Source organism: uncultured Nostoc sp., from assembly GCF_964245445.1.
In the GTDB taxonomy this organism is placed as follows: domain Bacteria; phylum Cyanobacteriota; class Cyanobacteriia; order Cyanobacteriales; family Nostocaceae; genus Nostoc.
On the sequence record NZ_CAXTNE010000055.1, the window covers coordinates 1 to 20,298 of the forward strand.

At 41.3% G+C, this 20,298-nt stretch carries 19 protein-coding genes and 1 tRNA gene; 8 read left to right on the forward strand and 12 right to left on the reverse strand.

What is annotated here, in order from left to right; genetic code table 11:
- Positions 1 to 620: cobaltochelatase subunit CobN (locus ACFE90_RS12215; RefSeq protein ID WP_375500800.1), on the forward strand; the 620-nt coding region annotated here is incomplete at its 5' end.
- A 9-nt stretch (positions 621 to 629) separates the two neighbouring features.
- Positions 630 to 1,742, forward strand: coding sequence for a peptidoglycan-binding protein (locus ACFE90_RS12220; protein WP_375500802.1), 1,113 nt, complete (start codon positions 630 to 632; stop codon positions 1,740 to 1,742).
- Positions 1,743 to 1,872: 130 nt separating this feature from the next.
- Here ACFE90_RS12220 and ACFE90_RS12225 read toward each other — a convergent pair whose 3' ends face one another.
- The 4 genes from ACFE90_RS12225 to lipA all read right to left on the reverse strand — a co-directional run bounded on the left by ACFE90_RS12225 (position 1,873) and on the right by lipA (position 6,735).
- Complete coding sequence (locus tag ACFE90_RS12225; protein ID WP_375500804.1) at positions 1,873 to 2,328, reverse strand: Fur family transcriptional regulator; 456 nt, start codon at positions 2,326 to 2,328, stop codon at positions 1,873 to 1,875.
- Between the two features lie 419 nt (positions 2,329 to 2,747).
- On the reverse strand, positions 2,748 to 3,998 hold the full coding sequence (gene sigC / locus ACFE90_RS12230; RefSeq protein WP_375500806.1) for an RNA polymerase sigma factor SigC: 1,251 nt from the start codon (positions 3,996 to 3,998) through the stop codon (positions 2,748 to 2,750).
- Between the two features lie 759 nt (positions 3,999 to 4,757).
- Positions 4,758 to 5,687, reverse strand: a complete 930-nt coding sequence (locus ACFE90_RS12235) for an NAD(P)H-dependent glycerol-3-phosphate dehydrogenase (protein ID WP_375500808.1) — start codon at positions 5,685 to 5,687, stop codon at positions 4,758 to 4,760.
- 169 nt (positions 5,688 to 5,856) lie between these two features.
- Positions 5,857 to 6,735 (reverse strand): lipoyl synthase, encoded by an 879-nt coding sequence (lipA, locus tag ACFE90_RS12240; protein WP_375500810.1) that lies wholly within the window; start codon positions 6,733 to 6,735, stop codon positions 5,857 to 5,859.
- A gap of 138 nt (positions 6,736 to 6,873) precedes the next feature.
- On the opposite strand from lipA, the gene ACFE90_RS12245 reads away from it, so the two are divergent.
- A tRNA-Pro gene (locus ACFE90_RS12245) sits at positions 6,874 to 6,947 on the forward strand.
- A 268-nt stretch (positions 6,948 to 7,215) separates the two neighbouring features.
- On the opposite strand, the gene ACFE90_RS12250 is transcribed toward ACFE90_RS12245, so the two are convergent.
- The 3 genes from ACFE90_RS12250 to ACFE90_RS12260 form a co-directional block, all read right to left on the reverse strand.
- Complete coding sequence (locus ACFE90_RS12250) at positions 7,216 to 7,974, reverse strand: hypothetical protein (protein ID WP_375500812.1); 759 nt, start codon at positions 7,972 to 7,974, stop codon at positions 7,216 to 7,218.
- An 18-nt stretch (positions 7,975 to 7,992) separates the two neighbouring features.
- Positions 7,993 to 8,637: a reverse transcriptase family protein gene (locus ACFE90_RS12255; protein WP_375500814.1), complete on the reverse strand. Its 645-nt coding sequence runs from the start codon at positions 8,635 to 8,637 to the stop codon at positions 7,993 to 7,995.
- A 238-nt stretch (positions 8,638 to 8,875) separates the two neighbouring features.
- The gene (locus tag ACFE90_RS12260) at positions 8,876 to 9,184 is read right to left on the reverse strand and encodes a helix-turn-helix transcriptional regulator (RefSeq protein WP_375500816.1); all 309 of its coding nucleotides are present in this window, start codon (positions 9,182 to 9,184) and stop codon (positions 8,876 to 8,878) included.
- Positions 9,185 to 9,532: 348 nt separating this feature from the next.
- On the opposite strand from ACFE90_RS12260, the gene ACFE90_RS12265 reads away from it, so the two are divergent.
- Positions 9,533 to 9,736, forward strand: coding sequence for a hypothetical protein (locus tag ACFE90_RS12265; RefSeq protein ID WP_375500818.1), 204 nt, complete (start codon positions 9,533 to 9,535; stop codon positions 9,734 to 9,736).
- A 321-nt stretch (positions 9,737 to 10,057) separates the two neighbouring features.
- On the opposite strand, the gene ACFE90_RS12270 is transcribed toward ACFE90_RS12265, so the two are convergent.
- Positions 10,058 to 10,840, reverse strand: a complete 783-nt coding sequence (locus ACFE90_RS12270; RefSeq protein ID WP_375500820.1) for an ABC transporter permease — start codon at positions 10,838 to 10,840, stop codon at positions 10,058 to 10,060.
- Positions 10,841 to 10,989: 149 nt separating this feature from the next.
- On the opposite strand from ACFE90_RS12270, the gene ACFE90_RS12275 reads away from it, so the two are divergent.
- Positions 10,990 to 11,595 (forward strand): DedA family protein, encoded by a 606-nt coding sequence (locus tag ACFE90_RS12275; protein ID WP_375500822.1) that lies wholly within the window; start codon positions 10,990 to 10,992, stop codon positions 11,593 to 11,595.
- 186 nt (positions 11,596 to 11,781) lie between these two features.
- Here the strand turns inward: ACFE90_RS12275 and ACFE90_RS12280 are convergent, their stop codons facing one another.
- A complete protein-coding gene (locus ACFE90_RS12280) occupies positions 11,782 to 12,336 on the reverse strand; it encodes a hypothetical protein (RefSeq protein WP_375500824.1) in 555 nt (184 codons plus the stop codon).
- 131 nt (positions 12,337 to 12,467) lie between these two features.
- On the opposite strand from ACFE90_RS12280, the gene ACFE90_RS12285 reads away from it, so the two are divergent.
- Complete coding sequence (locus ACFE90_RS12285) at positions 12,468 to 13,058, forward strand: thioredoxin family protein (RefSeq protein ID WP_375500826.1); 591 nt, start codon at positions 12,468 to 12,470, stop codon at positions 13,056 to 13,058.
- Between the two features lie 60 nt (positions 13,059 to 13,118).
- On the opposite strand, the gene ACFE90_RS12290 is transcribed toward ACFE90_RS12285, so the two are convergent.
- Entirely contained in the window at positions 13,119 to 14,330 is a 1,212-nt protein-coding gene (locus ACFE90_RS12290; protein ID WP_375500828.1) for a diguanylate cyclase domain-containing protein, read from the reverse strand.
- 961 nt (positions 14,331 to 15,291) lie between these two features.
- Positions 15,292 to 16,470 (reverse strand): hypothetical protein, encoded by a 1,179-nt coding sequence (locus tag ACFE90_RS12295; RefSeq protein WP_375500830.1) that lies wholly within the window; start codon positions 16,468 to 16,470, stop codon positions 15,292 to 15,294.
- Between the two features lie 453 nt (positions 16,471 to 16,923).
- Between ACFE90_RS12295 and ACFE90_RS12300 the strand changes: the two genes are divergently transcribed.
- Positions 16,924 to 17,736 (forward strand): aminoglycoside adenylyltransferase domain-containing protein, encoded by an 813-nt coding sequence (locus tag ACFE90_RS12300; protein ID WP_375500832.1) that lies wholly within the window; start codon positions 16,924 to 16,926, stop codon positions 17,734 to 17,736.
- A gap of 584 nt (positions 17,737 to 18,320) precedes the next feature.
- A complete protein-coding gene (locus ACFE90_RS12305) occupies positions 18,321 to 19,463 on the forward strand; it encodes a BMP family ABC transporter substrate-binding protein (RefSeq protein WP_375500834.1) in 1,143 nt (380 codons plus the stop codon).
- Positions 19,464 to 19,553: 90 nt separating this feature from the next.
- Here the strand turns inward: ACFE90_RS12305 and ACFE90_RS12310 are convergent, their stop codons facing one another.
- Positions 19,554 to 20,297 (reverse strand): cobalt-precorrin-6A reductase, encoded by a 744-nt coding sequence (locus ACFE90_RS12310; RefSeq protein ID WP_375500854.1) that lies wholly within the window; start codon positions 20,295 to 20,297, stop codon positions 19,554 to 19,556.
- Between the last annotated feature and the right edge of the window lies 1 nt (position 20,298).

Consider the following 20,298-nt stretch of genomic DNA (forward strand, 5'->3'; position numbering starts at 1 on the left):
GCCCGAGTTCCCCAGTCCCCAATACCTACTCCCCACTCCCTTCCCCCGAAGCCTTCAAGCAACGCTTGGCGCAAATGCAAGTTGTCCTACACAATCAAGATAATCGTGAACACGATCTACTAGATTCTGATGATTATTACCAATTTCAGGGTGGCTTAACTGCGGCGGTGCGTTCTCTACAGGGAAAAAATCCCCAAACTTATTTTGGTGATAATTCTATACCCGCTAAACCACGAGTCCGCCAACTGAAAGAAGAAATTGCCCGAGTGTATCGTTCTCGCGTAGTTAATCCCAAGTGGATTGCGGGAATTATGCGCCACGGATACAAAGGAGCCTTTGAAATGGCGGCGACGGTAGATTTTTTATTCGCCTATGATGCAACAGCTAAATGTGTCGAAGATTACATGTATCAAGGTATAGTAGAAGCTTACTTGCTCGATCCAGTAGTCTCGGAATTTATTCAGGAAAAAAACCCTTATGCACTGCGAGATATTGCAGAAAAATTATTAGAAGCACACAAGCGCAATTTGTGGGAGGATGTAAATATAGGAACATTAGAAGCTTTGAGGAACCTAGTACATCAAGCTGAAGCAGTGATCGAAGAAAAATCAATGGTGTAGGAAACAAATATGGAAAATCTTGCGTATTTGCACCTAGCTTTCGCCTACGAAGACAGCACACCCAGTGAATTGGTCTCCCTCAGTTCCTTGTTTAAGGACGCAGCTGCACCAGACTGGAAACGGCTTTCAGGTAAGGCTTGGAAGTATATGTTGCCCCTTGCTCTGTCTTTATCTATTTTTGGCGCCCTTAGCAGCGTCATGGCACTGGAAAAAGGCGATCAAGGCCCTTCCGTCAGAAATCTACAACAAAAGTTGAAAACAGCAGGTTTTTACCAAGCTTCTGTTACCCAAGTATATGACGTATCCACACAAGAAGCTGTGCGGCGCTTTCAAAAGGCCGCTGGTTTACCAGTGGACGGCATTGTTGGAGCAAGCACCCTGCAAAAATTAGAAAGTTGGCAAGCGAAAAAAACTACTGCTGTAAGAAGCGCACAAGCCAAAAAGCCCAGTACTACTAGTTCAGCTAGTTCAGCAACTAGCCAACGCCGCAATTCCAACTACCTTGCTAAAGGGGCTGAAGGTGAAGATGTTAGAGCTTTGCAAGAACGCTTAAGAGTCGCAGGCTTTTATTACGGGAACGCCACAGGAATATTTGGCCCAATTACCGAAGAAGCTGTCAAGCGGTTCCAAGATTCTTACAAATTAAGCGTTGATGGTGTTGTTGGCCCAGCAACATTAGCTAAATTGCCGGGAATTGGTATTGGTGATGGAGAAGAGGCTCCCACAAAGGTAATCAATCGAAACAAACTTCGCGTAGGCGATCGCGGTGAGCCAGTTAGAGTACTTCAAGAACAATTAATCCAGGCAGGATACTTAGAGGGAGAGCCAAATGGCTACTATGGCCCTTACACTGCCGATGCTGTACGAAGATTCCAAGCAGCTAATTACTTGTCAGCAAGTGGTGTTGCTGGCCCAACTACGCGAGCTAAGTTATATAGCTCAGTTAATACTACTAGCAAAAGCGAATTTAATACCTTAGAAATCCAAACGCGACTACGGGAGCGGGGTTTTTATAAAGGCAAGCTGAACGGTGTGATGGCAGCTGACACCAAAAAAGCAATTAAACAAGCCCAAGAATTCTATGGCATCAGCCTCAAGGATCTTAAGAGCGGACGCTTTTAACATCCGCTTTGGCGTTGTTAGTATCAGTCCCCAACTGGTTGCTTGCCTCCAGTAACAACAAACTACGAACTGCTCAAAATTCCATTTATTTGGTTAATTTGAGTAGTTTTGTTTTTTATCTACCCAAGTGCTAAAGCGGCATCAGTGCCCGTTGGCACTTGGGACACACTGCATGGATGGTCATTTGACAGTCTAGCAGGTGAAAACCTTCTTTTTGAGCAGTTTTCGAGCCAATTTTTAAAATTGAGTCATTTTTAAATTCAATAGTTGAGTTGCATTTAACACAAATTAAGTGATGGTGGTGATGGGGATAGGGCTGGTTGATTTCATAATGCTTATGTCCTTCACCCAGTTCTAGTTCTCGTAAAATTCCCATTCTTGCCATCAACTTCAAAGTTCGATAAATAGTTGACAGACTGATCCCTTCACCATCAGTTTCTAGCCGATGATAAAGATCCTCCGCGCTTAGATGTTCACCTTGCGGAAGTTCTTGAAAAATGTGTAAAATTGTTTCGCGCTGGGGAGTTAATCGCCAGCCTCGTTCGTTCAGTTCTGCCTTGAGTGAAGTAGTTGTGTAGACAGTCATACTAATATTTCTCAACAAAGCTCGTTAATTGAGAATATAACAAATCTTGGGAGCAATTTGCAACAATCATTGCCTATTGAGAATATATGCTAAATATTTAAGAACAATTCATCAAATCTCGAGCAAAAATCAAGTAATAAGCTGTAGTGCATTTAATTTGCATACAGCTAATAGTTAGGATACTTGTAACGATTGCATCCCTTGACTTTGAATTTTGTATAAGTTAATTTTGAATTGTTCAGTTGATCCCCACCTTCAAGATATTTGAGCAAAGGTCTGGGGAAACTCTTGTACAACTAAATGCAAATAATTTGCTACAAGCCTCTAAAAGGCTTTTTACAAGGGGATCAAATCAGCCTTTTGTCCGTAGTCATTTGCCAAGTGTAGTTTTCTAATGACAAATGACAAATGACAAATGACTAACTTAGAGACTCCAAATAGTCACGGATGAGGTTGCGACGCTTGGGTTGACGTAGCTTTTGCAAAGCCTTGGATTCTATTTGTCTGACTCGTTCCCGTGATAAATCGAGAGCGCGGCCAATTTCTGCTAATGAGTAAGGATGACCGTCTGCCAAACCAAACCGCATCAAAATTACATCGCGTTCCCGGCTAGTCAAATCTGACAGAAGATGATGCAAATCTCTTTGTAAAGATTCTCGCATTAACATTTCTTCTGGAGTTACACTGTCAGTTTCGAGTAATTCCCCTAACTCAGTGTCTTTATCTTTACCTACTTTGGTTTCCAAAGAAACGGAGCGAGGAACCCGCAACAAAACTTCTCGTACTTGAGTGGGTGTCATCTCTAACTCAGTTGCTAAATCTTCTAGAGTAGGGGTGCGACCTTTTTCTTGAGCAATTTTGCGTTGGGCCTTTTTGATTTTGTTTAACTTTTCGGTAATATGGACAGGGAGGCGGATGGTGCGACTAGAAGTAGCGATCGCCCGTGTAATTCCCTGACGAATCCACCAGTAAGCATAAGTACTGAAGCGATAACCCTTAGTTGGGTCAAATTTTTCTACAGCCCGCTCCAAACCAAGTGTGCCTTCTTGGACTAAATCCAACAATTCCAAACCACGATTTTGATACTTCTTAGCAACAGACACAACTAGGCGAAGATTAGCCTTAATCATGTGTTCTTTTGCTTGGAGTCCTTGGGACTGAACTTGCTCCAACTCTTCTACAGTCAACTTGGCAATTTCAGCCCAGCGACGTTTGCCTTCTGCCAAAGTTGGTCTAAGATTCGATAAAATTATGTCAGCAGTAGCAGCCCACCTTTCTAAAGACGGGCGATGTCCCAGTTCTGAGGTAAGGCGTTCTTGAACTTCAATTAACCGGAGATAGGGCGTAATCACTTCATCCCCTTGCTTGGCGGCGTTAGCAAGTACTATCCGCATCCGCAAGTAACGCTGGACTTTTTGAGCTTCTGAAACTTCTTCATCCCGCCCTAACAAGCGAACCCGACCAATTTCCTGGAGATATAAACGTACTAGGTCTGTACTCCGACGGTTAGTGTTAGCAGCAAAGTTAGCATTGTCAGCAGAAGCTATCTCTAGCTCCTGTAGGTCATCTACCGATAACTCACTTTCGTCAACCGTGAGATCCGAGTCCAAAGCCTGGCTAGACTTTTTGGTATTGTAGGGGGCATCTGCATAAAAAGATGTTGCTGGCATAAAGATCGTCTCAATGGCTCCAGGTAACAATAGATTTCGGTCAGCTTAGATTACGGTCAGCTATTCAACTGTTGCTATTGTTCCCGTGATTTACGATGAACTAACATGGTTGAACGTTCCATTACAGTTTTTTTTTGAAATTAACTGTAATGGTTTTATTGGATACAGCATTACTGAACTTAATCGGCTGATAAACTTTTGATTGAACCAATAGCTATTCAAATCGGCAGCTAGGTTTTCAATATTTCAACTACTTAGTTAACATTTCAACCTTGATGGTTTTTAATAGTAACTTTTGTAACACAGTATAAACATCCTTAAGTGAATGTCATCTTTATAATTGGCATAGTCACATTTACATGGCTACAAAAGTAATATCCTGACGATTTAGCAATTTTTTCTCAGGATTATCCAGGTATAAGTAGAGCTAATAGATATTAAGGAAGTGATTAGTATTAACGGCAAAAATTATCTCGACACGGATATAGAAGAGGTGGTAATAGGGTTTGGTCTACTGATGTTATCTGTTGAGGTGAGCAGGGGAGGCAGGGGAGAAGAGGAGCAGGGGGAGAAAGAATATAATTTAATACCCTTGTGTTAAGGAACGAACCACAAAGATGGGAAGTACGCGTACCCCTACGGGGAAGCAAGCTACGCGCAGCATCTTGTTGGCGCAGCCTCTCGTAGAGAAGAGAAGGAAGAAGGAAAGAAGAGAAATTGAAGAATTTTTCTACTCCTCAAAGTTCAATTGACAGACTACTAGTAGTTGTACTCTGGCTTGATATCTCGCAGCATCAGTTCATCAAGCGCTTGTCCAGGTGTAATTTCACCCTGGAGTAAACGGTAAACTTGCTCAGTAATTGGAACAGGAATGTTTTGTTGCTTGGCTCGTTGCATCAAAACCCGGCAAGTGTTCACTCCTTCAGCAGTTCCTTGTAAATTTTCGAGAGTTTCTGTAAGTGACTTACCACCAGCTAGCTGATAGCCGACTTGGTAATTGCGACTTAAGGGACTATTGCAGGTTGCTAACAAATCTCCTAAACCTGATAAACCATAGAATGTTTCTGTCTTCGCACCCCAGTTGTTGCCGATGCGAACCATTTCTGTAAGTCCACGGGTGACTAAAGCAGCTTTAGCATTGGTTCCTAGTTGTAAACCATCGCACACACCGGCTGCGATCGCAATCACATTTTTCAGTGTTCCCCCCAATTCCACCCCCAAAGGATCGGGATTGGTGTATACCCGAAAACGCCCAGAAGAAAATACTAACTGCACTACTTCCGCAGCCGTGGGAATATTACTGGCTACCACCGTTGCTGCTGGTAATTCCATTTGAATTTCTTTAGATAAATTAGGCCCAGATAGGACAACCACTGCATAGTTAGGGAATACTGTTTGCCAAATTTGCGACGGCGTGCAGGTGGTTTGAGGGTCTAAGCCTTTCGTCGCTGTGACAAAAATTGTCTCTGGAGAAAGGGGGGAAGACTGGACTTGGGAAGCAACATCCCTCACACCAATCATCGAGATAGCGGATAGGACGATTTGGACATCTTTTAAAACTGCTTGGATAGTTTGCGAACCTTGACGTGACCACACGCGCACCTGATGACCATTTGATACGGCGAGATTTGCCAGAGATGCACCCCAAGCACCCGCACCAAGAATTGCTACAGTTTTTGGATTAGTCATTAATCAAAAGTCTCCCCATCACCCCATTCTCTTAACTCACCGAATTTTAGATTTTAAATTTTGGATTTTGGAATTGAATAATTCAAAATCCAAAATTTAAAAAGGTCTGAATGCGAACAGCATCTCCAAGAGTTGTGCCCGAATTTAAACGCAAGAACAAATCTCAAATCTAAAATTGGCTGCGGGGATAACGTTGCATTAATTCCCTGACTTGTTCTGCATGATATGAGCTTCTTGTCAATGGTGAAGAAACAACTTGTAAAAATCCTATTTCTTCGCCGAATGCCTTCCAAGCAGCAAATTGTTCTGGATTGATAAATTCATTTACTTGCAAATGTTTTTGACTAGGTTGGAGGTATTGCCCAATTGTCAAAATGTCGCAATCTACGGCTCGCAAGTCTTGCATGACCTGGCGAATTTCGGCATCAGTTTCACCGAGTCCAACCATGATACCAGATTTAGTGTATGTGCTAGGGGAAACTTGGCGAGAGCGGTGCAATAATTCTAAAGTGCGATCGTAGTTTCCTTGGGGACGTACCCGGCGATACAGGCGTGGAACAGTTTCTGTATTGTGGTTTAATACCTCTGGTGCAGCTTGTAGAATCAACTCTAGAGCATTCCAATTACCGCACAAGTCAGGAATTAGCACCTCAATTGTGGTGTTTGGTGAAACAGTGCGAACCGCATTAATACAGGCTATAAACTGAGACACACCACCATCTGACAAGTCATCTCGATTTACAGAAGTGATTACAACATGGTTAAGTTTCATGCGGCGAACAGCTTCTGCTAGTCGTGCAGGTTCCGTGGGGTCTAGTGGTTTGGGTTTTTTCTCAAAATCAATATCGCAGTAGGGACAAGCGCGTGTACAAGCCGGGCCCATAATTAAAAATGTGGCAGTCCCAGCTTTGAAGCATTCACCAATATTCGGACAGGATGCTTCCTCACAAACTGTATTGAGGGCTAAATCCCGCAAAATATCTTTAACGTTACCAATGCGCTCACGCTGAGGTGCTTTTACCCGCAACCAGTCTGGTTTTACAGTCACAATCCGCTTTTACCACTAGAGTTATACAAATTTAATCGTAGCAAGCAAAGCCTTGGGTAAAGTGATCATATATATAGATGTAATTCTGTTATTTGGCACGGGTTGTGATATTGTTAATTTATAATGGCATTTTTATGCCGGGATGTGGCGCAGCTTGGTAGCGCACTTCGTTCGGGACGAAGGGGCCGCTGGTTCGAATCCAGTCATCCCGATGTACATTAGTTGTAGAGCGACAAATTATTTGACCAAAACGGCAGATTCTTTGTCAACAATCCAAATTCTTATACATTGCTTGTTCAAGCAATTTCTATAGCTTCATATCAGAAACGCTAAAAATCAGATTCCTCTAGAGCGAAGCTTACAAGCTTGAAGAACTTGACAAATTATTTGTCGCTGTGGTCAAATAATCTGTCGCTCTACACGAGCCGTCACGCAACGGCTGAAAATGCTGCCCAGAGGGATTTACTCCCTATTAAGTTACTAAGCAGCTAACTTATCTATTTCACTAAACTCGTTCAGCCGCTCGAGCCACAGATCCCTATAAAGTTCCATTTCCTGTGGAGTAAAAATAAATTCTTTATAGGAGTCATTACTGTTCAAATAAATTAAAGCGGCTTGTTCGACAGCATATAGTGCTTCAATTGGAATGTAATAGGCAGCCAACTGAATAACTTTGTCTTTAACCCAAGTCAAAGAAAGCTTAGGCTTTAGAGATGTTTTTAAGTCACTAAGAGTCAAGCTTTCGCGATAGAAACCTAGCTGATCAAATTTACCGAAGTACCGATGCTTGAAGCTAATAATATACTGTTCGGAGAAAAGACAGTCACCAAAATTCGGCAGCAATGTATCGAGAGCCTCGACGTAGCTTTTATAAGAGTTTTTAAGTGTCTTTATTTCTCCGTATTTTAGGTATGAGTGAAGATAGGAATGAACAGCAATTCCGGCTCCGATTGCTTCATCCCGAATGCGCTTGGCTTCTTTCCTTCCCACTCTTTCTTCCCATTTGCGAAGAGCCTCTATCGTCTTCTTGTCCTGTGTCCGTCTAACAATGCTACTAACGCTATAGAAAACATTCTGCGTGCTCACGGCTGTGCCTTGAGGAACATAGCAAGATTCACCAGCGAAGTTCTCTCTAATTAAAATAGGTAAATTTTCTTCGCTGCTATTCAAAGGATGAAGGCTGCCATCGCGGCTACGATAATATAATGCTGCTTCTGGTAAGAATTGTTTTTTAGTCATATAGAGTACACCTAGTATCTACATACTCTCGTTTGCCTTTATAATCTGTTGCGCTTGCGATTCTAAACCTTTCAGTGACTGTATTAAATGTTCTTTTTCGGTGTGTTCAGTTTCTCGCATAATTGCTTGGCGGCGTTCGTGCATCTTCTTGTGCTGTATATTAGGTATTTTTAATTTTCCATCATTGACAATCACTCCCGTTATTTTACGTGGCTTATTGCCGACATAACGCTTTTCCTTTTCCCTGTTGTCACGGAGTCCACAACGCAAGAATTCCCTCTTAACTTGCCAAATTAACTTATCCGGTACGGAGGAACCAGAAATCGTAACATCATCCATGTACACAGTTAGAGTACATCCTGCGCTTCTTACTTGTTCATGTATCGCTTCCCACATACCGATATGAGCAAAGTAAGAAAGGATGGGACTCAGCGGACTTCCCGTCGGCAAATGTCCATTAACGGTGGACAGTTTTGTTAATATATCAGCAACATCTGGAGAGCATCGCATTACCTCGTGGAAGAACGAGTAAACACGCCAAGATTGTGAAGAAGCAAAGTATTGCTTAATGTCAAGACTTCGTACTTCACGACTATTTATGTGCGCTTTCGCATTAGTTATGTATGAACGTCCCACTGCTGGAGAATGTATAAAACTCGGCATGGCGATTTGGCTTAAAAGGTCTTTAATGCGTTTAAGAACTTTCATTAATGGCCCTTTTGGAACTTGTACAAAGAAGAGTCGTTTCTTTTTGGGGTTAAATTTTTCTTTCTCTATGTACAGATCGTCCAGTCGGGTAAGCTCGTCAAGCTTTGTCCGAGTTATATACAGTAGCTTTGCAAGTTTTCCTTGAGATATCAGACAGTAAAAAGGTGACTGATCTAACGGGTATTCTTTATACCTACTCCTCTGCATAGGAACGCTCAGACCTTTCCGCAATGAAATTGAGGAGTGCAAGAATTTTAGAAGAAACGAATGTTCTTACTTGTTCCGTTTTCACGTCTTTATTCAAGCTTTCGGAAAAAAACATGATCGAAGATACAGGTATATCAAAAGCCTTTGAATATTGATTAAGTAGCTCAAGCGAGGGAGTTTTTTTCCCCGATTCAATTTCCGAAATATGCGACTTAGATATTCCTAGCTTTTCTGCCAGTTGTTTTTGCGTCAAATCATGAAATATCCGTATCATCCTTAAAGCAGTATGGAGCATGTTTAACCTCCTTATTGAGAAGGTTTGAGTGAGGTTTGTATAGAAGAGTTTAGCAGTTTATATCTGCAATAGTTCGATCAGCCACTTGACTATTCGATAAATAGCTGGGCCTACGCTAAATAGCAGACGGAGCGTTTGTGGTTTGCAGAGCCATTTTAGGAACTGCTTATACTTGCTCTTTTTTGACTGCCCCTGCCGTTCGTTGGGGTTGTTGTCGTTGTTCATAATGAACTACTCCTTATGTGTTGGTTTTGATTGCACTCATCCACTTTTCGCGAATGAGTGTTGCCCCAATCAAACCAGAGACGGCAGTTTAAACTCTCCCTATACACAGCGCAGCAGATTGCCTTGGCTGCGCTCGTGTGCCCGGGTGGTCTAATAGTTATTCAGTTGTTTGACGACTGTAGTAGTGTTTGTTTCTGCTTTGACGCTCTTCAAGCTTTCGCTTTCGGTGCGATCGCTGCGACACTTCTAAATAGTTATACTACTAATAAGTTACTAGCAAGCACAGTAGAAGGTGGCGTTCCATCTTCCTCAGACCACGAAGGGTGATCTAGTGTTCGGCAAGTATTCTCTTTTCCCAACTAAAACTAGTATAACACAAATTGGCGATTTTAGTTCGCTTATTGCGTTTTTTGTTAGCCAAAATGTAGAGCGACAAATTATTTGACCAAAACGGCAGATTCTTTGTCAACAATCCAAATTCTTATACATTGCTTGTTCAAGCAATTTCTATAGCTTCATATCAGAAACGCTAAAAATCAGATTCTTCTAAAGCAAAGCTTACAAACTTGAAGAACTTGACAAATTATTTGTCGCTATGGTTAAATAATCTGTCGCTCTACATTAGTTGAAAGGCGTTGCTGTAGCTCTCTAACTCGAAGCACTGGTATAAAACCGCAACGCAAATCGCCAAAACCAAGTGGAAGCGAAAAACAACGCTACTGCTAATATTGCCGCACCTATCAACCAGCTAATTTCACTCTGGCCCAGTAGCGCTTGGGCTGGTACAGTAGTTAAAAACGCTACTGGCATTACAAAGGTGAAGAAAAAGCGGTAAGCAGTAGGATATGCTGCGATGGGATATCGTCCAGCTTCTAACAAACCACGTAATACTTCGGTAGCGTTGTATATTTTGACGAACCAGATACTCGTCGCTCCGAGCATAAACCACAGGCTGTACAGAATCACAAAGCTCAACAATAACGGCAGCCAAGCAAGTAGATAGTCGTCTATCCCTATACCAAGGCGTTTACCTGCGTAGCCAATAATAATACTACCAAAAATTATATCTGGCAGTCCCCAAGGTGACAGGGTATGGGTGGAAAGCCAAAATTGACTGCGGATAGGTTTTAATAATATAAAGTCTAAAGTGCCTTCTTGGACATGGCGGACAATGCGATTCAAGTTTGACGCCAGAAAAGTAGCAGAAAATCCTTGTAGTAAGGTAAAAATTCCTAGAACTACTAAAGCTGCTTCCCATGACCAGCCACTAAAAGTATAACCTGTCCGGTAAAACAAGAATAATCCAAAGAGGCTACCTGCGAGATTTCCCAAGCTGCTGAGGGTAGCTATGAAAAAGTTAATCCGATACTCTAACTCAGCTGCGATCGCAGCACCCCAAAATAGCCTTAGTACTTTCAAATATCTTTGCATCTTGCACACATACCCCAAAATGTACCATCTGTCACTATATTTCCAAAGATTACACAATAACTTTACGTAAATTTAATATTACTTTTTATTCAGGAAAATTGCTAAACGTTAAGATGTTGTGGATCTATTGTTGAAAGCTAAAAAATTCTATGCATCTGGATTTACCACAACTGATAAAATCAATCGGCTATTTTGGAGTCTGGGCGATTGTCTTTGCTGAATCTGGCTTGTTAATTGGTTTTTTTCTGCCTGGGGATAGCTTATTGTTCACTGCTGGATTTGTGGCATCTCAGAATTTACTGAACATTTGGGTTCTGATTTTTGGTGCTTTTGTTTGTGCAGTCTTAGGTGACAATGTTGGTTATTTTACTGGGCATAAATTTGGCAGAAGACTATTTCAAAAGGAAGATTCGTGGTTGTTTCACAAAAAACATCTTGTTAAAACCCAAAACTTTTATGAACAGCACGGAAAAAAAACGATTGTTTTAGCACGTTTTTTACCTATTGTACGGACTTTCGCGCCAATTGTGGCTGGGATTGGTGCGATGCATTATCGCACATTTATGTCTTACAACTTAATCGGTGGCTTTGTTTGGACATTCGGCATTACTATATTAGGGTTTTTCTTAGGAAAATCTCTGCCACCTGAACAGGTAGATAAGTATTTATTACCGATTATTGGATTAATTATAGTTGTTTCTTTAGTGCCATCGATTATTCATCTAATACAAGAGAATAGAGCAAACAAAAGTTGAAAGATTTTTTGTGTCTTGTGTAAATATTAGGTATATTTATTTACTAAATTCGGTTAGATATTGGTGATCCATCGCTAGACTATTAGAATGATCCACGAACACCAGAGGTTGATATTACCATGATGATTTCCTTAAATATCAACCTTTATTTGTTCCTAGAAAATCTCTTTACTGAAACCTACAGAATTAGTTAATCGCAGAATTAGCCATTTTTACCAAAGAAGTGCGATCGCCTGCTTTCACTCCAACAACATATTGCACACCTTGTTGTCTCCAAGTCAAGGTAGCATCTGAACAACCAGCACCACAAGTAAAATCTATAAAATAGCCAGTGATGCCCTTAGCTAAGGATACAGGTTTACCAGTAAGGCGAGGTGTTTTGCGGGTTACAGCTTCAGCAGAAACAACGCCCAAACGACAGGCAGAGGCACCATTACAGTCGGGACTAAAACCCAATAAAATTTCGTACTTTTTTTGCGTAACAGCTTCTATAGTTGCGTAAATTGGATTTTCCCCATCTGACTCAGGAATAAACTTCGGCAATATAATACGAATCTGAGTCTTCTGCTTTAACTTGGGCAAAATAGATTTAAAAATTGGGTGTGACGGGATTTTACTTTGCTGTGCTATCAATTGAGACTGCTTATTTACAGTGGCTATGGCTGACGTGTGAAAGCTGCCAACGCTGACTAATAAAAATACGGCACACACAGCACTGGTATTTCTGAAGCTTAAAATCATCTTTTAAAACCTATTTTATCTAAAGTATTTATTTGTAATACCCATTTTGAAGATTAAATTACATATTTAAGAGCGGCTAGAGTCAGCTAAACTGAAGAAGAAATTGCTTAATAAGTTTTAATAATTTTGTTATGAGTACTGATTCACCTGTTAATTCTCCCGATAAGTCTGAATCAAACTTAGGGAAGCGTTTGAGAAACTTTTTAATTGTAATGGTAGCGATCGCTCTTAGCGTTGCCCTCGTCTTAGGATTGCGAACTGAACCAACCTCGGCAACTCTAGCTAAGTTAAGTGATACGTCCATACCGCTAGAAGTAGCAATCAGCAACGGCAAACCATCTCTAGTAGAGTTTTATGCTGATTGGTGTACTGTCTGTCAGAAAATGGCACCAGATATCACTCAACTAGAAACAGAGTATGCTGACAAGATGAATTTTGTAATGCTGAATGTGGATAATACCAAGTGGCTACCAGAGATGTTGAAATATCGGGTAGATGGGATTCCCCATTTTGTATTTTTGAGTCAGCAAGGGGAAACCATAGCCCAAGCGATCGGCGATCAACCCCGGACAATTATGGCTAGCAACTTAGAAGCTTTGGTTACTGGTTCGTCTCTCCCCTATGCTCAAGCTAGCGGCAAAGTTTCCAAATTTTCAGCCCCAGTAGCACCAACGGCTAATCAAGATGATCCTCGCAGTCATGGCAGCCAAGTGGTAAATTAGCACTTTGGAGGCATAGGGCAGGAGAACGTCAACTACCTAATCCCCACAGAGGAGTTCCCTTCAGCCAATAGATTGCTGCTTGAGACGCTTATGAGCGTACATTAATTCGTCAGACTTGGCGATTAGTTGTTCTAGTGACATATTGCTTTCTGCTAAGTAACGCTCTATCCCGATACTCATCGAAAGTTCATAGTTACGGTTTTGCTGTTGATTAAAGTTGGCGATATTTGTTTGCAAACAGGCTTGGATACTGTCAGCGTCCTTAAAGTAGCTGGAGATGAAAACGACAAACTCATCTCCACCCAAGCGGGCGACAATATCCGAGTTCCGAAAACTTTGCTTGAGTAATTGAGCAGCATCAACAATCAAGGCATCTCCTATGTCGTGACCAAGGGTATCGTTAATCTGTTTTAGCCCATCTAAATCAATAAAAATAACCCAGCACAACACTCTCGTCCGGTGAGCAATTTTTAACTGTTGTTCAGCCATCAGAAAGAAGCCACGTCGGTTATGCAAACCTGTTAGTTCATCGGTTAGCGATAACTGTCTTCCTTCGATTTCTGCTTGTTTGCGGTTACGAACTTCCTGAAGAAGTTCCATCTGAGCGATCGCCTGACGACTTAGGCGGCGCAGTGCATCTAACTGCTGGTAACTTGGGTGATGAGGAATGGTATCCATAACACACAACGTCCCAATTGGAAGACCATCGGGCGTAATCAGAGGGACACCAGCATAAAAACGAATTTTGGGACTACCTTTGACTAGGGGATTGTTAGTAAAGCGATCGTCCTTGATGGCGTTGGGAACCACTAATATATCATCTGGTTGAAGAATGGCATGGGAGCAAAAAGCGCACTCTCTGGGTGTTTCCCTAGCTTTTAGTCCAACCTTAGATTTAAACCATTGGCGATCGGCATCAACTAAGCTAATTAAAGCTATTGGAGTCTTACAAATGTAAGCAGCAAGAGCAGTTAAGTCATCAAATGCTTCTTCAGGTAAGGTATCCAAAATATTGTAGCCCGCCAATACTTTGAGCCTTTCTGCTTCATTCTCAGGTAGAGGAACAGCTTGCGTTTTCACAGGTGAGTGTCTAAACCTTAGCCACGAAAGTCTGATACGCTGGAAATTTTGCAACAACCGCAGGATTACCTTTCCAGCATAAAGGCTGCGTAATAAAAACATCTCTGCAACGAAAATCAACATTCGGTTGAAGATACAGAAATATTGTATTACATGATGTTCTTCATCCCTTTGGTTTGCTCTATTGTTCATGTCACCCCAACTTTCACTGTGCAAATTCCCTGAGTATCTAGATGCTTACAAGGTTTTTTGCCCAAAGCCAGGTTGAAAATAATCAATATAAACTAAAAATTAACAAAATTTATTATATTGTCAAAGTTCCTAGTCAAAAGTTGACTTTTTCGTACTGTTATTTTATGTATATCCACGTAAATTCCGAGGGACGGCTTCCAACTCTCGGAAGGTTAAAGGGAATCTAAAAATGCCTAAAGTCACAGCGAAACACTTTTCAAACAAGCTTTAAGGGACTTTCTCGAAATTTTGTCTCACGTTTAAATTCGCTTCCTCTGAGACCTTTTGAAATTTTGGACTTCGGCGTGATCGCTCAGTCCGTCTCTGCGGGATGCTTTGCTTCCCCTTTAGGGTACGACAAGGCTCAGGAACCATCGAACGTTTTTGAATTATTCAATCCAAAATCGAAAATTTAAAATCTACAATTCGGTGAGCAACTAGGATTTTTTGCTTTTCGAGACGAAGATGCCAAGTTATTTTTTGGGTGAGAGTCTTTGGGTCAGTTTCTTGCTGCTCTCTGTCTTTTTTTATAATACTTACTTTTTCTTGTCAGCCAATCAAACTTTATCAACCTGCGATCACAGTTTTATCGAAAAGCTGGCTTTAAATATCTTGCAATTACTAACTAATTTTTTTTTGACGAATAAGAAGTGGTTTACAAAAAATCCAAGTGAACCACTTCTTATTTATCTAAAGTCGAATAAAGAAGTAAGAAATTATGAGTGTTCCAAATGTTCCCAATTGGAAATAATTTCAAAGTGAACCTACGCTGCTAACTATCAAGCCTGACAACATACACCGCTTACGCGAATTTAGAAGATGAGGAGTAGGGAGTTTTCCCGTCCTGTTACCAAAAATGGCATATCCCTTTGTGAAAATTCTCTATAGCGATGCCTGCGGTGTTCTCGTTGCCATCGGTCTGTTAAAACTTAATAAAATAAGTATTTGTTGGTAGGCTTTGGGGGATTCCGGAATTTGTAGACAAATCATTAACATTACCTGTTTTGATCACAGCAAACTTACTATTAAATAGCAAGACTTCACCATTACCAGGCGTTATCCAAGCTTTGCGAGTCTTGAGATTATTCGGAAAAACTAAAAAACTTGCATCGCCTCGGTAAGGTGGAATCAGTTTACCTAAGAATGTTTGGCTATCTCTATTGGGAATTGCGTAAGCAGCACTAGAACCAACAAAAATATCAGTGCCATCTGAGTAAATAGTTTTAGGGAAATTGCTATTGCCGTCTCCCAATCCTCCTGTTGAAGGAAGTCTTGTAAGACTAAGTTGCCCACGTTCAACAGAGAATGAGGTTAAATCAACAACTCCTGTGTAAACTTTTGTCTCATCACGAGTTTGGGCAGCATTAGTATATTTATCTGTAGTGATCAAAGTTTGTGTTAAGAGGTCTTTACCATTCCACCTAAAGATTGAATTACCCCCATAGACCGAACCAAGTACGTAGAGTTTATCCCCAGAGATGTGTAATTTGTTGAGTCGGGTATCTGCCATATTGTCAACAAGACTGGCAGGACTGTAACCCCAAAGCTTACCTTGGTTCTTTCCTTGCAAATTTGGCAAACCAAATATACTTGTGCCATTAAAACCCATTCGGTAAAGAAAAGCAATTTGTACTGGAATGCCTGACCGCTTTTGTTGCTGAAAACCACTAACGTAGAGATACTTGTTTTTGTACTCAAAATCCATTACCTCAGTTACTTCAAAGTTACGTTTAGCTTTGAAGTTGAGGCTGGTATCGTATATTGATAGAGTATTTACAGACTGGTGAATAATCAAGCCATTTAAAAACTTAACTCTTGTTTTTGAGTTAGCAGCACTGTCAACTATTTTTTGGGTAGTTCCATCAGTTTTTATTTTTACTAATCCTGTTGGAACAGCTAGCACATAGGTTTTACCATCAATAGCTGCACAGTCACGAGCATCCTGATAAGAGTTTGGAATTAGTTTTTTCCTGCCATCAGCTTCTACTTCCCATACACCCTCAGTATTAATGACCGCAACTTTGCTGCCGTTGACACAAGCCGCTATTGGAGATGCAATATTAAGATATGTGGCGATTGCGGGGCTAGAATAACTAAACATTGTTATCCCTCTATCTTTTTATTGTTGTTTGATTTAACCTCACATCACTATAGGCCACGTAATAAAAAGCTTCCACAATTTGTACCTGGTTTCTACAGATCATCTCAAAACTACCCTAGATTTTCCACAAGATGGTTTTGATAAGCAATGTGCAACGCCTCGTTAGTTAAACAGGTGCGATCGCATTGGGGAAAAGATTGTGCCTGCGATGGCAACGATAACACCGCAGGCATCGCCAAAAATAATCTCTTTCTTCAGAATTGAACAAATCAGCATTTACTGTTTGATTTACTTTCCAAGACTCAAAATGAGCGCTTAATACTTCCGCAATAAGTAAGGATTAATGAAAAAAGTGTGGACTCTATAGAGAATAAAATAGCCTTGTTGACATGATGCAGCCGCCCTGCCCCTGACTGTATTCAGTTGGAATAACAAAAATCTACAAGGTGGAGTATGGATACTCGTATCCCAGAATGTATTCGTCCAGTATTAAATGATTATTTGTTATCATTACAAATCGAACTTCCGGGTCTGATAGAAAGCTGCTATATTCATGGATCTATTGCGCTTAATGCCTTTAACCCATACTTGAGTGACATTGATTTTATTACTATTCTCATACGACGGGCTACAACATCCGAGGTAAAAAAACTAAAAGCAGTCCATAAAAAACTAGAACTGAGCTATCCACAGTGGAAACTAGAAGGAAGTTATTTGCTTCTTGAAGATGTAGGGCGATCGCAACAAGAAATTGCTCCTTATCCCTACTATCATGACAGCGCTCTCCACTCTGCTGGATATCATGATATAAACCAAGTCACTTGGTGGGTGTTGAAACATCGAGGCATTTGTCTAATTGGACTTCTACCAGAAAACCTTGCATTTACAGTCGATTGGAATCTGCTGCAAAGAAAGATGAAGGAAAATCTGAACAGCTATTGGGTGAGTTGGACACGAGCGCCAAGTAAAATAGTATATTTATTAACAGATAGTGGTATTCAGTGGGCTGTGCTTGGCGTTCTGCGTCTGTTTTACGCGTTGAGAGAGCATGAAATCCTCTCCAAAACGGAGGCTGGTCGATATGCATTGGTGCATCTTCCACCAAAGTGGCATCAACTTATTCAAGAGGCAATTAACCTCCGTGAAATTCGGCATGGTTCCTCTTATCGCAGCAAAGTGAGCCGGGCTGTTGAAGCAGTACGCTTCTTACGCTATGTAATTAATGTATGTAACGAACAGACATCTTCAAGAGAAAACGGCGTTTAAAATGTTACTGCCTGATTTTAAGAGATAGAAATTCACAATTTTATTAATGTCGAAACTCTTTCTGAAGCTCTGCCTTTATATTCTCCTACCGCCATCGGTGATTGGTTTCAGTTTCCCACATCAAAGAGTATCGCCGTCAGAAAAAGCTTGATAGCCTCCAACCACAATTCTTTAGGCACTAATTTGACTGTTTCAACCAACCCGAAGGACTGAAGAGACATGGCTGCTGCTTGGCATCTTGCTTAGACTGTCCCATGTATCAATCTCTGAGTTCTAATTTCTCATGGCAACAGGCAACAAAATCATCAAACTTAAGTGGCTGTGCTTCCAAACCAATTTTTTCTAAATCTTTTTTCTTAACCATAGTTTGCACCGGTCTATGAACTTGCGCCAGCCTCAGATACAGCAGCACCAATAAGCGCTTTCACTTCCTTGGGCAACTTCAGAAAGATTGTAATTCCAGCATCAATCACTTCAAAACCGCCTTCTGAAAGTTAAAATTAAGTAAATAGCTAATTTAAACCGTGTCTGCCATTACCAGCAATCATAAAAATATTTTTAACAGGTAAACCTATTAATAAAATATGGATCGTCGGAATTTTCTAAAGTATGTCACTTTAGCAGGATCTAGCTTTACCTTAACTAGTTGCATTCAAGGCAAAAATTCTAAATTGCAGGGTGAGGTATCTCCCTCAGCGTCTCCTGTGGCGGTAAATGAACCTCTGAAGGTGGGATTTGTTTATGCCGGCCCTGTGGGTGATTTTGGCTGGACTTATGCCCATGATTTAGGTCGCAGAGACATGGAAGCCAATCTTCAAGATAAGGTAAAAACTACTTTTGTGGAAAATGTCAACGAAGCAGCTGACGCCCAAAAAGTGATTCGACAACTCGCATTAGATGGTAATAAGTTGATTTTTACAACTTCCTTCGGGTACATGAACCCAACAATTAAAGTTGCCAAGGACTTTAGTGATGTTGTCTTTGAACACTGTAGAGGATACAAACGTGCTGCCAATGTCGGCACTTATCTGGGACGCTTTGAAGAACCGCGTTACTTAACCGGCATGATTGCTGGCAAGATGACAAAATCAAATGTACTTGGTTTTATTGGCGCATACCCAATTCCAGAAGTAATTCGGGGAATCAGTGCATTCACTCAAGGAGTAAGGCTAACAAATCCCCAAGCAAAAGTTAAGGTACTTTGGGTACAAAGTTGGTACGATCCAGCTAAAGAAAGAGAAGCGGCTCAAGCTTTGGTCAATTTAGGTGCGGATGTACTGACGCAGCATACCGATTCTGGTGCTGTTGTCCAATTGGCACAGGAGAAAGACATTTATGCTTTCGGCTATAACACTGATATGAGTAAGTTTGGTCAAAAAGCCCACCTAACATCAACTATTAATAAATGGGGCAAATTCTATACAGATAAAGCCTTGGCTGTAATGAATAATACTTGGAAATCTCAAGAGGTTTGGGATGGAATTGGTCAAGGAATGGTGGATATTTCCCCAATGAATCAGGAAATTCCAGAGGATGTGCAACAACTGGTAAATGCGAAGCGCGATGAGTTTATTCAGGGTACTGCACATCCTTTTGATGGCCCGGTGAAAGATCAAAAAGGGGTGGTGCAAGTGGCAAAAGGTAAGGTTTTGGATGATCACAGACAACTGATGATGGATTGGTATGTTGAGGGAATTGAAGGGTCAATTCCTAAGGGCAAAGTTTAGCACTGCTAAACAATACTAAGATTTCTTTTTTGAATTTTGTTGGAATACAATTATGCGTGACTTTTGAGTTTTAAGTTCCACCTTGCTGCACTAATCGTGCAACTTGTTAAATAGCCATGCCAAAACACCGTCAACATCAGTAACCTGCTCCCCTGGCGGTATGGGTGGACGATTTACCATAACAACGTTTACGCCCAATTCTCGCGCTGCAACAATCTTGGGCTTTGTTGCATCGCCACCGCTATTTTTACTTACTATGGTATCAATCTTGTTATGAATCAGGATTTGCCTTTCATTATTGAGGGTAAAGGGTCCGCGATCGCACAATATCACTCCCGATGGTAGTAAAGCATCATTGGTAGGAGGATCAATCATCCGCATCAGAAACCAAATTTTCTCGCAGTGAGCAAAAGCGGCGAGTTCTTGCCTTCCAACTGTTAAAAATACTCGCTGTGCCTGGTTTTGCAGAAATGCGGCGGCGGCTTTAACACTTTCGACTTCAATCCAGCGATCGCCACTTTCTTTTTCCCAAGGCGGGCGTATTAACATCAGACGGGGTACTCCTACTTCGGTTGCAGCATCCGCCGCATTGAAAGAAATCTGAGTAGCAAAAGGATGGGTTGCATCAATCAATAAGTCGATTTGCATTACTCGCAGATAGCTAGCCAATCCAGCCACACCACCGAAGCCTCCAACCCGTAAATCGCCTAACGGTACTGATGGTTCACGGGTGCGCCCAGCTAAAGATGTGATTGCTTCTAAACCTTGGATAGTCGCCACTTTGGCAGCTAGTTCTGCGGCATCTCCTGTTCCACCCAGAATCAAAACGCGCATC